We start from the raw sequence: 14,247 nt of genomic DNA on the forward strand, positions 1-14,247 counted from the left end.
GGCCCGTTTCGTTATCGGAATGTCCCGTATTATCCGGAATTTTCCTTTTGCCTGTGATTACTCCGCCAGATGGCAGGCCACGAAATGATCCGGTCTGAGCTCGCGCAGCTCCGGAACTTTCTCCCTGCAGATATCACAGCACTTCGGGCATCTAGTGTGGAACGGACACCCCTTAGGTTTATTGATGGGGCTCGGGATATCTCCCGTGATGATGGTTCGCTCCTTTCTCTTTTCCTGATCCGGATTCGGAATCGGCACGGAAGCCAGAAGTCCCTGGGAATACGGATGGAGGGTCTCCCGGTAGAGCTCATCACTGGACGCCAGCTCCACGATGGATCCGAGATACATGACCGCGATGCGGTCCGAAATGTATTTGACAATATTCAGATCATGGGCGATGAAGAGATACGTCAGCCCCATTTCCTTCTGCATCTTCCGGAGAAGATTGATAACCTGCGCCTGAATCGACACATCCAGCGCGGAGATCGGCTCGTCACAGACGATGAACTCCGGCTCGATCGCCAGCGCCCGGGCGATGCCGATACGCTGTCTCTGTCCTCCCGAGAACTCGTGGGGGAAGCGGTTCGCATGCTCCCGGTTCAGTCCGACTGTGTCAAGAAGCTGGGCAACACGTTCCCGACGTTTCTGGACGTCGTACATATTGTGAATCTCCATTCCCTCGGCGATGATCTGTCCAACCGTCATGCGGGTGTCCAGCGACGCGTAGGGATCCTGGAAAATAATCTGGGCCTTTTTGGTAAATTCAAACCGCTCTTCCGCCGTATGCAGCACCAACGGTTTTCCGTCGTAAAACAGATCGCCCTTTGTCGCATTGTAGATTCCCATCAGCGTTCTTCCCAGCGTGGATTTTCCGCAGCCGGATTCTCCGACAAGCCCCAGGGTCTCTCCCTTATAGATTGTGAGATTGACATCTTCCACCGCATGAAGGAGTCTTCCTCCGCTCACGCGGAAATATTTGCAGATATGCTCTGCTCTCATCAATTCCTGACTCATGCCTTATCCGCTCCTTCCTTCGGGCAATCCGGGTGCAGCAGCCAGCAGGACGCCTTGTGTCCTTCTTCGATGACGAATTCCGGCGGCTGTTTTTCCTTACAGATTTTCATGCAGCTGCTGCATCTTGCCGCAAAACCGCATCCCTTCGGCGGAACCAGAAGGTAGGGAGGCGTTCCCGGAATGGAGACCAGAACCTCGTCCTTCGTGGTATCCGGGGACGGAAGGCTCTTTATGAGCGCCTTGGTATACGGGTGCTGCGGGTTATAGAAGATCTGCTTTGTATCGCCGGTCTCCATGATCATTCCGGCATACATGACCACAACACGGTCGGCGGATCCGGCAACGACACCCAGATCATGGGTGATCAGGATGATCGCTGTATTGATCTTCTCTCTCAGTTCATTCAGGAGCTCCATAATCTGTGCCTGAATCGTCACATCCAGCGCGGTGGTCGGTTCATCCGCGATCAGAAGCTTCGGATTGCAGGACAATGCCATCGCAATCATGGCCCTCTGCCGCATACCGCCCGAGAACTCATGGGGATACTGCTTTGCGCGGTCTTCCGGATTCGGAATGTTGACCTGCTTCAGGCACTCGACCGCACGCTGAAACATGTTGTCCTTTGACATCTTCTTGTGAAGATTTTCCGTCTCCACAACCTGCTTTCCCACCTGCATGGTCGGATTCATGCAGGTCATCGGATCCTGGAAGATCATGGCGACCTCTCGTCCTCGAATCTTCTGCATCTCTGCCTCCGTCGCCGCGACGATGTCTTTTCCATCCAGAAGAATCGATCCCTCTTTGATTCTCGCCGGCGGCATCGGATTCAGCTTCATAATGGTCTGCGCGGTAACCGATTTTCCGGATCCGGACTCTCCGACGATGGCAACGACCTCTCCCTCATCCACATGGAAGCTGACGCCGCGGACCGCCTGAACCTCTCCGGCATAGGTGTCGAATGACACCTTTAAATTCTTTACATCCAATAATCTTTTTCCCATGAACTTATCTCCTTAACTTCGGATCAAATGCGTCTCTCAGGCCGTCTCCAAACAGGTTGAAGGCGAGCATGGTCAGAGAGATACAGATCGCCGGAATCATCAGCTGGTACGGATAGACGCGGAAGTTCTCGATACCGAGCTGGGCAAGCGAACCCCAGGAACACATCGGAAGCTGCACGCCGAGACCGACGTAGCTCAGATATGCCTCGGAGAAGATCGCTGCCGGGATCGCCAGAGTGACGCGGACGATCATGACCGAAAGAGTATTCGGGATCAGATGCTTTGCAATAATGCGGCTGGGGCTTGCACCCAATGCCTTTGCCGCCGTGATGAATTCCTGTTCTTTCAGAGCCACCACCTGACCTCGGACAAGCCTTGCCATCGGAATCCATCCCACCAGCGAGTATGCCACGATGATGGTGATCATGCCCGGTTTCAGGATCATCATGAGAAGGATGACAATGATCAGATACGGGATACCGTTGATGATCTCAAGAATTCTCATCATGATGATATCCGCCGTTCCGCCGAAGTATCCGGAGATACCGCCGTAGACCGCGCCGAGTACCAGATCCACGATCGCGCTGACCACCGCGATGGTCAGAGAGACGCGTCCGCCCATCCAGGCTCTCGTAAAGATATCACGCCCGAGGGTATCCGTCCCGAACAGATGAATGTGACCGCAGCCGCTGGCACCGGCTTCATTGCAGACCGAAAACATCGGCGCATTGGTATGGGTATAGTGCTGCTCGCGGAAATCAAAGGGCGAGATCATCGGTGCAAGGACCGACATCAGCACCATGATGAGAAGAACCACCAGACAGGCCATCGCAATCCGGTTTTTCTTCAGTCTCCGGATGGCATCCTGAAAGGAGGTGAGACTCGGTCTGTTGGTTTCTTCTCCCTCGCTGGCCGATGCGCCGATGTGCTCAAACTCCGAAGCATCGATATGGGAAAACTCTTGTTCCGCTGACTGATTGATGTTTTTTTCCATTTCCATCTCTTATCCCTCCAACTTGACTCTCGGATCGATGAAACCGTACAGAAGATCGACGATCAGAGTACAGAGAACCAGCAGTCCTCCGTAGAAAATGGTCGTTCCGGAGATCATCATGTAATCCAGATCCTTAATGCTCATGACAAAATATTTGCCAAGTCCGGGAATATTGAAAATACTCTCGATGACGAAAGTACCGGTCAGAACCGATGCCACCGTCGGTCCCATGATCGTGAGAACCGGCATGATCGCGTTGCGGACGGTATGGCGGAACAGAATCTGCCGCTGGGAAAGACCTTTTGCCTTTGCGGTCTTGATATAGTCCTGACTCAGAACGTCCAGCATGCTGGTTCGCATAAGTCTTGACACTGTGGCAAGAGAGCCCAGTCCGAGGGCGAACGACGGAAGAACCGTTTTCGCAAAGGATCCCCATCCCTGAACCGGAAAGAGAGTGACTCCGAAGACCTTGCGGAACTGGAGTGCGAGAAAATACTGAAGAAGGGCACCCATGATAAAACTCGGAACCGATACGCCGATCATGGCGATAAACATCGAGAAGGAATCCCAGGCGGATCCGCGCTTGACCGCAGCAACCATACCCAGGAGAACACCGGCGATAAGCGCGAACAGCAGCGCTCTGGTTCCCAGATCCGCTGAAACGGCAAATGCCTCCGTAATCAGATCTTTCACCGGCTTATTGTACGTAATGGAAGTTCCGAGATCCCCACGTACAACATTTCCGATGTACATAAAATATTGGATAAATACCGGCTGATCCAGCCCGTATTTTGCTTTCATATTCTCAAGAACAGTCCCCGTGACCGCCTTATCTCCCAGAAACGGATCTCCCGGAAGCATTCTCATCATAAAAAAAGTCAGTGTAATCAGCACAAAGAGCGTCAGGACGGCATATCCCACGCGCTTCAGGATGTATCTTGTCATTTCTTTTCCCCCTGAAACGAACAGCGGGGCTGCCACATCGGAAAATGTGCCAGCCCCGGCATCGAACGATTTCCTTACAGGCTGATGCTGTGTCCGCGATCAGTCTGCGAATTTTGTATAGGTGAAATAGTATGCCTGGAACGGCTTACGATAGTAACCGCACTGAAGCTTCTCACTGGCAACATAATCCTCATGTCTCCAGTAAACCGGGATAACCGGCAGGTCTTCCGCAATCTTCTTCTCACACTCGACAAAAATCTTCTCGCGTGCAGCCGGATCTTTCTCGTCCTTGGAATCCGCGATCATCTTGTCATAGTCTGCATTGCTGTATCCGGTGTGGTTGTTGCTGTTGCCGGACTCAAGAAGTTCCAGGTCCGTCAGCGGATCGTTGTAGTCCGGTCCCCATCCGCCCATGCAGAAGTCAAAGTTGACCGCATTGCGGCGTGCTCTCCACTCGGTGATGGTCAGAACTTCAATTCCGATCTCGATGCCAAGATTCTGACGAAGCTGCTCCTGAATTACCTGGGACAGAAGCTCGTTCTGGGTTCCCTCGGAAGTCATGATCTTCAGCTTGATCTCGGAAGCGTCTTTGTATCCCAGTTCCTCAACTGCTTTCGCAAGATACTCTTTTGCCTTTGCCGGATCTGCTGTCTCGCTGTAAAGGCCCTTTCCGCCGTTTTCTGCGACAACCGCCTCGGAAAATGTATTGGTATTGACACCGGAAACGCCGAGGGTCATCGTCTTCGGAACCTCATTGTCATTCTTGAATACGGTGTCAATCAGCTGCTGACGATCCAGTGCCGCGGAGATCGCCTTGCGCAGGTTCAGAGAGCGCATATCGGAGTTCTCACGGGTGTTGGTCCACATAAAGTAGCTGTATCCGCCGATGTAGCTGCTGACGGTAAAATCTTCATTCTTGAATGCTTCGCGCTGCTCACCGGTGATATCCATGATATCCAGCTCGCCGCCGAGGAATGCGTTATACTTTGTATTGGTATCGGAATACTTTACAAAGTTAATCTCCTCTGTCTCAACATTCGCCGCATCTCTCCAGAGTTCGTTTTTCTTGACGGTTACGCGGTTCTCGGTCACCCACTCGCTCATGTAGAACGGTCCGTTATAGAGGAGCTTGTCCGGGCTTGTACCGTACTCTCCTTTTCCGAGTTTCTCATAGAACGGCTGATAGATCGGAACCATAACCTCAAACTTTACATACTGAAGGAAGTACGGGATGTAGTTCTCCAGTTCCAGCTCCAGAGTGTAATCGTCTTTCGCGCGAATGCCGACCTGATCGAGGGTAACCTCCTCCGTGCTGGCGCCGGACTTAAAGTCGTAATACTTCTGTGCATTCTTGAAAATGGTGGCGAACGAAGCATACTCTGCGGCATTGTCCGGATTCATCAGCTCGGAGAAGCCGAATACAAAGTCCTTCGCGGTAACCGGTGCCACTTCCTTACCGGTGGAATCCACCCACTTCGCATCCTTGCGAAGATGGAAAGTCCACTTCATGCCGTCCTCAGAAGACTCCCAGGATTCCGCTGCTGCCGGAACCACATTGTTGTTCGCATCCATTTTTACCAGTCCGTCCCAACAGTGACGGGCAACGGAAAACTCGTTGTTGTATGTCATCAGCAACGGGTTCATAACGGACATGGTGGTCACTTCTGCCGTAATGGAATTCTTCTTGGATGTTCCCGGATAAATTCCCTTTCCGGCGTTCGGATTCACATTCAGCTGTCTTGCAAGGGCAGCCTGATCCTCGGATGCTGCCGTGGTCTGGCTCTCTGCGCCCGCAGCTTCTGAAGCTCCCGAAGCTTCCGACGCATTCGCTGCCGTGCTGCCGCCGGCCGGTGCGGATCCCCCCGATCCGCCGCAGGCTGCCAGTGACAGTGCGGTCACCATCGCAAGTGCCAAAGATAATCCTCTTTTCTTCATAGATTCTCCTTCCCTTTCCTCCGGGGCTGTATTCATACCCAGAATGTTCGGCCGCACAACGGCCGAAACACGCTTAGCGGCTTCATCGCTTCGTCTGCTCCATCATCGCCTGCCAGTGCGGCTTCCGCGGCACCGGCCCGCTGCCTGCACAAAAAAAATTACGATATCAGGAAAGCAAACCGGATATCGTAACCATTGATTCATTTGGAGCTATTGCAATGATTGCGTGAAAAAGTCCGCTTGTTGAATACTGCCTCAAATGTTAAAATCTGGTAAATGTCACATTGCACTATTCATGTGGTATTTACCATTTATTTTTATTCATTTTAACATATCAATCCATTCAATAGCAACTTTTTTATGCAAAAAATAACATAATCATCATAAATCGAGGGAATACAATGAAAATTGTACACAACTATGAGAACATCGTCCGTGAGAATTACGCAAAACTGTACAAATACGCTTTCATCGAAAGTTGTCACGATATTTCCGCAAAAGACATTACCTTTCAGGCCCTTCTGTACAGCGTCGATCCGGACCGCGGCGACCGGTCCGTCTGGCAGAATGCGCACTCCGTTCTGAATGATTTCTTTTTGCGGAGTCTCCGCCGGCGCAGGAGCCGGGATGAGATCACCGCCGGCGTAACCTTTCCGATCAGCGACGGGCTCTGGGATTTTCTGGAAAAACCAGTCCCGGAAAAAGAAGCGGTCTTTCTCATGGCAGAAGTCGGTCTCACCAAAAAAGAAGCCGCAGACATCATGGCTGTCCATGTGTCCCGGCTTCCGGATCTTTCGCGGGAAGAATGTTCCCGCATCGTCTCTCTTCTGTCCGTGATCGTTCCGGACAGAGCTTCCGAGGAAGATGCCGCCGATCAGGTTCTGCTTCGATTTACCGAGCGAAGCGTCGGCTTTGAAAACAGACTCCGCGATCTCCGCCTGTTCTTTGACCGGCACATTCTCTGGATTGCTGCCGCAATCGCCCTGTTCTGTGCCGCCGCGGCGTATGCCACCTCCTGACAGATCTTTGAGTGCAGCTTTTACAGCCGGACATTCTGTTCGGAATGCGAAATTCTCTTCAGCTTCGAAACAAGCAGACTAAGAATCTCCAGCTCAACGGAACGCTCAAATCCGTCCACCTTGACAATACGTTCTCCGGAAAGACCATCCACGCTTCCGAGATCCACCGTCCTCTGGAGAAAATCCTCCACAAACTGTGTGACATGCGATCCGTCGATCCGGCTGAACACTGTTTTCCCTGTCAGTGCCTCAAGTTCGGAGGCGATCCCGTAGGCTCCCCAGTTGGAAACCGTCGCGATCACAAGGCGGTCCGTCCGGATACGGCACGGAGTCAGTTCCAGCTTTTCCTGTATCACATCCTTCAGATTCCCCATGCCGATCTCGTTGCCGCCGTCACCGACACCGATGGTGGGCACCTCGCACAGCTCAAACAGCCGGTCACAGGGCGCGGTGTGCTCCCGGATGCTGATTCCACGCATATTGGCATAATCTTCCTTCACATTCTTTCCGCAGCGTTCGATCGAAATCATGCCGACCGGATTCAGATTCCGGAGAAGTGTCCTGCAGGAATCATCGTCTGCCTGCATGGAAAGATAGACGGTCTCGATTCTCTCCGGCTCGAAATATCCCTTGCAGTTCTCATCCGTCACAATCACCGGGCGATATCCCAACCCCTGAAGGGCTTTTGCGACCACCGCCGTTCCGGAGGGGCCGTCCGTCTCCGCGGCGCCGTTGACATAAAATCCCGTTGTGAGAACAACGCATCCCTTTGGCCATGTCAGAATCTCTTCCGCCGCCTGCCGGCAATAGTGCTCTGCCAGATACTGCCGGAGGACCGGCATTCCTCTGGCGGAATACTTCAGAATAATGTCTTCTGTGCTGTCCGTTTTCATAAACCGCTCCCTTCATTCTGTCGCGCTGTTTCGCTGTCACGCTTTTGGTCTTTCACACTGCCGCTCCGTCATGTTGTCCAAAAATTTTCATCTTTCAGCATTATATTTGCAGTATATCACGATACATTCGGAAATCCTCCGAAATCATTGTTTTTCGACTATTTACATCCCATGAAGCTTGTTATATTCTTTTGTATATACTATGACATAATCGCCAAAGATGTTTTCTCCTGTCATTTTTTATTTTCTTCACAACGCGTCTCCCGAAGGAGGCTGCGCAGAAAAACATCTTTTATTTACAGAAAGGAGAGTGCCTTCGGTCTGTCCCGGATTTACGAAGGCACGCATAAATTTATATGGCTTTATCACCAAAAACTGTTATTTCAGGAAAGCCCACGGTTTGTATGGCCAATACCGCGCCGGCTTTTCCCGCTCTCTTTTCCGACACCGGCCTGTCCGCTGCGTCAGAGGGATGGCATTGGAAACCGGAATTCACCTTGTCAATTCTCACGCAGGGCACGATGAAGCTTTCCCTCGGAGGGGAAGAATACGATCTCCGTACCGGCGACGGTTATTTTGTCAACAGCGGATTTCTCAGCCATTGTGCCTCCTCCGGAGATATCTGCCGGCAGCGCACCATTCTCTTCTCGTCCGATCTCATCGGCAGGATGGATCCGGAAAGCGGTTCCTGCGACATTTTCTTCCGGAAATATGTTCTTCCGTTCTCCCGAAAAGATGCGGTACCGGGGGTGGTGCTCCGCAAATCCGAGCCGGAAGATAACCTCCTTCTGAATCGGATCGAACAGGCCTGGAACAGCGGCAACGCCAACGCACCGGACTATGAACTGACCGTTCGGGACTGCATCTCACGCATTCTTTCCGAAATCCTGCACCGTCCCGCAGTTTCCGGCGAAGCGGCGGAGAAATACCGCCGTCAGGAGGACCGCACGAAACGGATCCTCGCTTATCTGGAAGAAAATTTCATCGAAGATCTCTCCATCGGCGAGCTGGCAGTCTGCGCCGGAATCAGCGTCAGCGAGTGCCTCCGTTGTTTCCGGAGTGTCCTTCACACCACACCGATCCAGTATCTGAAGCAGTATCGTCTGGAAAAGTCGGCCGAAATGCTGGCATCTCCGGAACACACCTCCGAAAATATCGCCGATATCGCAAGGGCAGTCGGTTTCGCCGACATGAGCTATTTTACGAGGGCCTTCCGGACCCGTTACCGGACAACGCCGTCCGAGTGGAGAAAGACCCATCTGCAAACTCCGTAAAACGGATTGGAAGGATCCGCCGTGAAAACCTTTCGGAGCGTTTTGATGCCATGAAAAAATCGGAGAACGATCCTATGACGCAACAAAACAGGCGAAAGAGCAACATTCCGTTTCTCTTTCGCCTGTTTCGTTTATGCGTATTCATCGATATAATCGCCTAATCCGTCTTCTTTTACCTGCGTCCTCATCTGGCCATCTACTTCCTTTTGACTTACCATACTTGCTTCTTCCTGTTCCGTTTCTTCCGCCCGGATACTCTGGAGTTCCTGCTGAAGCTGAACAATCTGCTGCCGGATATCCTGCTTTTTGGCGATTTCAGACTCCGATAACTCTTCCTCGCTCTTACTCTCCAGTGTGCTCAGCTGCTTCTGCAGGGCCTGAATCTTCCGCTGAATAACAGATTCCCGGTTCGAACCGCCGGAAACATTCGATTTTGAAAGCTGAATGGCATTGCTCTGACTGACACTATTAATCCGCATAACAACTACCTGCCTTTCCTGATCACGGGTATGGCAGTACGGTCAAAACGCTCCTTCGTTATGTTCCCTCTGTTCTTCCGATATCCTGCCTTCCCTGGCCTCTGCTCCTGCGAGCGGTAGATACCGGTCCCTCGATCATATATTTCACTTACGGAATCAGATGCGAATCCGATTTTTCATCGCTCGATCTGATCCGCCAACGAAGTTTGAACACGGTCATTCCCACTTCGCGCCGACACTTCGGTTCGATTTTTTCTGTTTTATATGCAAGTTATCGGCTTGTCAGATTTGATTATAAGGAAAAAGGCCTCCTCCACGAGGCATGCGGGAAAATATCATTTTATTCTGTTTTTCTCCGTTTTTTTGATTATTCTTTCCTGTCTTTCTTCCTCCACCTCTATCTCCACCTCTATCTCCACCTCTTCCTCTACCTATTTCTTTTCCCGGTTCTGAGACTGCGCTTCCACTTGCGGAGTCCGGCAGCCTCCGGTCCGAAGCTGCGTTTGGTCTTTTCGGCTCAATCCAGAATCTGTCCGTCTGTGGAAATGGTTACGACCTGCCACGGAATGAACTTTCCGCTGTTCTGAAGAGCAGTTTCCGCCGCTCTCTGAAGGCCTCCGCAGCACGGTACCTCCATGCGGACGATGGTCACGCTCCGGATGTCGTTGTTCCGGATGATCTCCGTCAGCTTCTCCGAATAATCCACCGCATCCAGCTTCGGACATCCGATGACAGTGATCTTTCCCTTCATAAAGTCCTCGTGCATATTGGCGTAGGCGTAGGCCGTGCAGTCTGCCGCGATCAGGAGCTTCGCGCCCTCAAAAAATCCGGCTTTTGTCGGGAGAAGCTTGATCTGACACGGCCACTGATTCAGCCGGGACGCCGGTCTGCACACACCGGTTGGAACCGCTTCCGATGCCGGCCCCTCCCCGCGGTGGAATTCCATCACGCGGGATCCCGGGCAGCCGCCGTGCAGGTGTTCCATATGCATTCCGTCCAGACTCATTCCGTGTTTTTTCATCTCGTTCATCTTTTCCGTCATCACATTGTCCGTCTTCATCTCGTTTATTTTCATCCCGGTCATCTCCATCCCATTCATCTTCGTCTCATCGGCCTTCCTCTCGTCCGTCTTCCTCTCGTTCTTGTTCTTTTCCTCCTGCGATCTCTTGACTGCTGCCTCGTCATACTCCGGTGCCTCTCTCTCCTCGAAGGTAATCGCTCCCGTCGGACATCCCGGCAGACAGTCGCCAAAGCCGTCGCAGAAATTTTCCCGGACAAGCCTTGCCTTTCCGTTTACGATATCGATTGCGCCCTCATGGCACGCGGTTGCGCAAATGCCGCAGCCATTGCATTTTTCCTCATCAATATGAATAATCTTTCGAATCATGATTTCCTCCTCCGGTGCTCAGCCACGAGCCGGATTCATCCCGGCTCGTATCTGCCCCGCCGATACTGTTTGCCCCTATTTTATGGATCTGTGAAGAAAAAATCGGTATCATCGGATACGAAAAGAAAAAAAGAACTGTGAATCAACCATTGAGTTCATTCACAGTTCTCTTTCAAGCAGTAAAGACGATCGTTCGCAGCCGGACATCTCCTTATTTCATCTCTCATAACAAGCTGTCCGACCGCTGATCCTCCCCGCCCCTGACATTCCAACGCGGTCCCTTTTTCTCTGACCGCATTTACCACTGAAACACCGCAAGACGGTTATTGATGTTTTTCCCAATGATGGCAAAGATCTTCGCGCGGATCGAATACTTCTTCATCTCATCATTATAACTTGTCTCGGAGATCAGCTGCATTCTCGGCTCCAGTTCCAGATATTCCGCCCCCGAATCGGTTCCCCAGCCAAAGGTCGCGTTAGTGTGCCGCACCGCGTCATGGTTTTTCCCGTGCTTTTCCAGAAACTTTGAGTGGAGTTCCGCGAGAAGATAGCCATGTTCAAAGGAATCGCAGAGCATATGAAGGCAGGTATTCACCTGATCCTTTCGAAAATACTCCAGCACGCCCTCCATGACAATGATATTCATCATCCGCTTTGGAAGATTTTTGGTCCATTCCGCTTCCAGCGCGCTTCCCTCCAGCATACGGCAGCGCTCCCGGTCCTGGTATACTTTTCTTCGCTTTTTGATCTGATCCGGAAGATCCACGTCAAACCAGAGAATTTTCCCGTTGTCCACCTGCGAAAACTTATCGTCAAATCCGCAGCCCAGATTAATGCATAGCGCATCCGGATATTCTGCGATCAGCCTTTTTAATTCATTCCGAAAAAGGATCGTTCTTGCCACGACCCCTTCGTGAGACAAAAACGGATCATATTTACTCACATCCACCCCCAGCGTATCGATGATCTCCTTGGCCTTCCGGTCAATAATACGCGGATTCGGTCTTTTCGTTTCACTTGCCTTGATTGCCAGCGGGATCAGCGCGGTTTCTTCGACATCTCCGAAAGTAAGTTCCATCGCAGCCTCCTTATCCTATCTGATGTATCAGATTTCAAAGTGGACGTTTCCGTCCAATTAAGTGTTCCGGCTTTTATGTTAGTCTCATCTAACCGTTGATACTATCACGAAATCATCGCCTTGTCCAATACAAAGATAAAAATGCGGAGGCAGCCCATGGAAGCTGTCTCCGCATACATTTTAAAATACCCTGATTTCAAAACAGAAACTGACACAAACCTTATTCTCCGCTCAGTCTTCCAGCATCGCCCATGCGCGGTTCAGGCACCGCTTTGTGTTTGCCAGTACGATATCCTCATCCTCATCGGCCTTCGGCGCAACCTCCATGGAGAGAAACATTGGCTGTTCCTTCCGGAAGAATCCCTCCTCCTTGAGAACCTTCAGGTAATCATAGAGTTCCTCGACATCGTTGGCGCTGTGGGGATATCCGAAACGAGGATGATGATCGCCATAATCCTCAGCGTCCGGATCAACGACAGCATTTCCGATGTGGAAATGCGTGATATACGGACGGCAGACGCGGATCACATCCGCGGACACCTCATGACAGAGCGGAATATGGGAAAGGTCCACCAGAAGCCCGAAATTCGCATGCTTGATCCGGACATCCGCCGCAAACCGCGCCGCCAGCGCGGACGGACCGATCAGGGATCCCTTATCGACATCATAGTCAAACACTTCCAGTTCCACGAACATACCTTTTTTCGCCGCATAATCGCATACATTGCCTGTCGTCTTTAAAAGCTGCTGATAGGCGGTCTCTTTGGTCTCTTCCTTCCACTTTCCGGATAGGAACGCAATTCCCTTCGATCCGAGATACTCCGCCTCGTCGATGGCGCGAAAAAGCGCCTCTTCCGCCTTTTTTCGTTCCCCCTCATCGGTATCGTTCGGATTGAGCTTCGGCCCGAGCAGGTTCGGCATCGCACCGTAGCCCACCGAAAGATGGGAAGCCTCCAGAATCTTCTGAAGCTTTGCCCGCTCCGCCTCGTCCGGGCACTGTGTCACTTCAATCGCGTCAAAATAGTCGTCTTTGGCGATCTTCATCGCTCCGGTCACAAAATCGGTTCTCGGATAGCTCATCCAGAGGAGTGTTCCGACTTTAAAGTATTTATGAATGGATTCTCTCATCATGTGTCTCCCAATTTTCGAATTTCAACATTCTTTTTTCGAGACCATTATATACCTTTTATTCCGATACACTTCACCCTGATAATTTGTCAAGATCACATCCGGTGTTTGTTCCGCAAACGGTGTTCTCCAGTATCTCCCGTTTCAGCAACGTAATCTGCCGCCCTTTGATCCGGATTATCCCCTTCTCCCTCAGTTCCGCCAGTTCCCGGTACAGCGCCGCCCGGCTGATGCCGAGACTCTTGGCCCAGATTTCCTTCGAGTCCTTCAGCACAACCGTCTCACCGCTGCTGCCGGTCGCGTTGAGCAGAAGATACCGGATCACCTTCCCCCGGCAGGACTGCATTGCCAGATTTTCCGTCCTCTGTAGGAGAAATGCAATCTTATCGTTGCACAGACGCAGATACCGGGTCATCAGCTCCCCGTTACTCATCAGAAGGTGCCGGAACTCTTCCTTCGGCACAAACACCACATCACAGTCGCTCCGGCATTTCAGTATCGTTTCCCGGTCATAGGAGGAGAACAGATTGCAGATTCCGAACAGATCGCCGGCCTGCAGCTTTGACAGCCGCACCTCCGTGTCATCCGGAAGAACCGAGTACACGTCCATTGATCCGGATAAAATAATGCCGACATGCTCCCTCCCTGAATCCACCTCATTCGCGATCGAGTTTTTTCGGATCCGGCGGTAAACGAAGTGCAGGTCTTCGATCGAAATGCCGCGGAACAACGGCACTGCGGCCATTTGTTTTTTTATTTCAGTTTTCGTCATGGCAAACGCTCAAAACAACTCCTCTCAAAAAGACAGTTATTTTAATCTAATCAATGTTTGTTTTAGTTTACCACACATTCCCGCGCTAATGATAGTTTTATCTAATTTCAGAAATATATGACTAACTTCTATCCTCTTGTTTCATTCTCTCTTCCCGATATTTATTGAAAAACCTTGATCTTTAGCCCGATATTATTTAGTTAGTCTTATCTTTTTTTGCAGAATGTCTCATGTTGGACAGTTTTATTCAGCTAATCCGTATTATAACTGGTTCCGTTCTCCCCTAAAAAACAGCCAAACCGCACCGGCTTTCGCTCACTGGCTCTTT

Annotated in this window: 13 protein-coding genes; 2 read left to right on the forward strand and 11 right to left on the reverse strand. The window is 51.4% G+C overall.

Annotated elements, in window-relative coordinates:
* Window positions 1–57 precede the first annotated feature (57 nt).
* From BMW41_RS07070 to BMW41_RS07090, 5 genes are all read right to left on the reverse strand, one after another.
* Complete coding sequence (locus BMW41_RS07070) at window positions 58–1,014, reverse strand: ABC transporter ATP-binding protein (protein WP_074649488.1); 957 nt, start codon at window positions 1,012–1,014, stop codon at window positions 58–60.
* Window positions 1,011–2,015: an ABC transporter ATP-binding protein gene (locus BMW41_RS07075; protein WP_074649489.1), complete on the reverse strand. Its 1,005-nt coding sequence runs from the start codon at window positions 2,013–2,015 to the stop codon at window positions 1,011–1,013. Before BMW41_RS07075 ends, BMW41_RS07070 begins: the two co-directional genes overlap by 4 nt.
* Before the next feature lie 4 nt (window positions 2,016–2,019).
* Entirely contained in the window at window positions 2,020–3,015 is a 996-nt protein-coding gene (locus tag BMW41_RS07080; RefSeq protein WP_242870306.1) for an ABC transporter permease, read from the reverse strand.
* A 3-nt stretch (window positions 3,016–3,018) separates the two neighbouring features.
* Complete coding sequence (locus BMW41_RS07085) at window positions 3,019–3,954, reverse strand: ABC transporter permease (protein WP_074649490.1); 936 nt, start codon at window positions 3,952–3,954, stop codon at window positions 3,019–3,021.
* A 99-nt stretch (window positions 3,955–4,053) separates the two neighbouring features.
* A complete protein-coding gene (locus tag BMW41_RS07090; RefSeq protein ID WP_074649491.1) occupies window positions 4,054–5,889 on the reverse strand; it encodes a peptide ABC transporter substrate-binding protein in 1,836 nt (611 codons plus the stop codon).
* A gap of 401 nt (window positions 5,890–6,290) precedes the next feature.
* On the opposite strand from BMW41_RS07090, the gene BMW41_RS07095 reads away from it, so the two are divergent.
* Complete coding sequence (locus BMW41_RS07095) at window positions 6,291–6,908, forward strand: hypothetical protein (RefSeq protein ID WP_074649492.1); 618 nt, start codon at window positions 6,291–6,293, stop codon at window positions 6,906–6,908.
* A 20-nt stretch (window positions 6,909–6,928) separates the two neighbouring features.
* Here the strand turns inward: BMW41_RS07095 and BMW41_RS07100 are convergent, their stop codons facing one another.
* Entirely contained in the window at window positions 6,929–7,801 is an 873-nt protein-coding gene (locus BMW41_RS07100; protein ID WP_074649493.1) for a DUF4392 domain-containing protein, read from the reverse strand.
* Between the two features lie 404 nt (window positions 7,802–8,205).
* Between BMW41_RS07100 and BMW41_RS07105 the strand changes: the two genes are divergently transcribed.
* On the forward strand, window positions 8,206–9,075 hold the full coding sequence (locus BMW41_RS07105; RefSeq protein ID WP_074649494.1) for an AraC family transcriptional regulator: 870 nt from the start codon (window positions 8,206–8,208) through the stop codon (window positions 9,073–9,075).
* A gap of 131 nt (window positions 9,076–9,206) precedes the next feature.
* On the opposite strand, the gene BMW41_RS07110 is transcribed toward BMW41_RS07105, so the two are convergent.
* From BMW41_RS07110 to BMW41_RS07130, 5 genes are all read right to left on the reverse strand, one after another.
* Entirely contained in the window at window positions 9,207–9,554 is a 348-nt protein-coding gene (locus BMW41_RS07110) for a hypothetical protein (RefSeq protein WP_074649495.1), read from the reverse strand.
* A 517-nt stretch (window positions 9,555–10,071) separates the two neighbouring features.
* The gene (locus BMW41_RS07115) at window positions 10,072–10,941 is read right to left on the reverse strand and encodes an ATP-binding protein (RefSeq protein WP_074649496.1); all 870 of its coding nucleotides are present in this window, start codon (window positions 10,939–10,941) and stop codon (window positions 10,072–10,074) included.
* Window positions 10,942–11,239: 298 nt separating this feature from the next.
* A complete protein-coding gene (locus BMW41_RS07120; RefSeq protein WP_074649497.1) occupies window positions 11,240–12,019 on the reverse strand; it encodes a class I SAM-dependent methyltransferase in 780 nt (259 codons plus the stop codon).
* A gap of 231 nt (window positions 12,020–12,250) precedes the next feature.
* Window positions 12,251–13,147 (reverse strand): sugar phosphate isomerase/epimerase family protein, encoded by an 897-nt coding sequence (locus BMW41_RS07125; protein WP_074649513.1) that lies wholly within the window; start codon window positions 13,145–13,147, stop codon window positions 12,251–12,253.
* A 73-nt stretch (window positions 13,148–13,220) separates the two neighbouring features.
* On the reverse strand, window positions 13,221–13,892 hold the full coding sequence (locus BMW41_RS07130; protein ID WP_177171187.1) for a Crp/Fnr family transcriptional regulator: 672 nt from the start codon (window positions 13,890–13,892) through the stop codon (window positions 13,221–13,223).
* Window positions 13,893–14,247 lie beyond the last annotated feature (355 nt).

This window comes from [Clostridium] aminophilum (assembly GCF_900101295.1).
In the GTDB taxonomy this organism is placed as follows: Bacteria; Bacillota; Clostridia; order Lachnospirales; family Lachnospiraceae; genus Clostridium_R; species Clostridium_R aminophilum_A.

What these genes read in the sequence shown, in the direction of transcription:
- BMW41_RS07110 (WP_074649495.1), bottom strand. Translation starts at nt 9,554, where the DNA reads ATGCGGATTAATAGTGTCAGTCAGAGCAATGCCATTCAGCTTTCAAAA.
- BMW41_RS07115 (WP_074649496.1), bottom strand. Translation starts at nt 10,941, where the DNA reads ATGATTCGAAAGATTATTCATATTGATGAGGAAAAATGCAATGGCTGC.
- BMW41_RS07130 (WP_177171187.1), bottom strand. Translation starts at nt 13,892, where the DNA reads ATGGCCGCAGTGCCGTTGTTCCGCGGCATTTCGATCGAAGACCTGCAC.
- BMW41_RS07090 (WP_074649491.1), bottom strand. Translation starts at nt 5,889, where the DNA reads ATGAAGAAAAGAGGATTATCTTTGGCACTTGCGATGGTGACCGCACTG.
- BMW41_RS07085 (WP_074649490.1), bottom strand. Translation starts at nt 3,954, where the DNA reads ATGACAAGATACATCCTGAAGCGCGTGGGATATGCCGTCCTGACGCTC.
- BMW41_RS07125 (WP_074649513.1), bottom strand. Translation starts at nt 13,147, where the DNA reads ATGAGAGAATCCATTCATAAATACTTTAAAGTCGGAACACTCCTCTGG.
- BMW41_RS07105 (WP_074649494.1), top strand. Translation starts at nt 8,206, where the DNA reads ATGGCCAATACCGCGCCGGCTTTTCCCGCTCTCTTTTCCGACACCGGC.
- BMW41_RS07075 (WP_074649489.1), bottom strand. Translation starts at nt 2,015, where the DNA reads ATGGGAAAAAGATTATTGGATGTAAAGAATTTAAAGGTGTCATTCGAC.
- BMW41_RS07080 (WP_242870306.1), bottom strand. Translation starts at nt 3,015, where the DNA reads ATGGAAATGGAAAAAAACATCAATCAGTCAGCGGAACAAGAGTTTTCC.
- BMW41_RS07095 (WP_074649492.1), top strand. Translation starts at nt 6,291, where the DNA reads ATGAAAATTGTACACAACTATGAGAACATCGTCCGTGAGAATTACGCA.
- BMW41_RS07120 (WP_074649497.1), bottom strand. Translation starts at nt 12,019, where the DNA reads ATGGAACTTACTTTCGGAGATGTCGAAGAAACCGCGCTGATCCCGCTG.
- BMW41_RS07070 (WP_074649488.1), bottom strand. Translation starts at nt 1,014, where the DNA reads ATGAGTCAGGAATTGATGAGAGCAGAGCATATCTGCAAATATTTCCGC.
- BMW41_RS07100 (WP_074649493.1), bottom strand. Translation starts at nt 7,801, where the DNA reads ATGAAAACGGACAGCACAGAAGACATTATTCTGAAGTATTCCGCCAGA.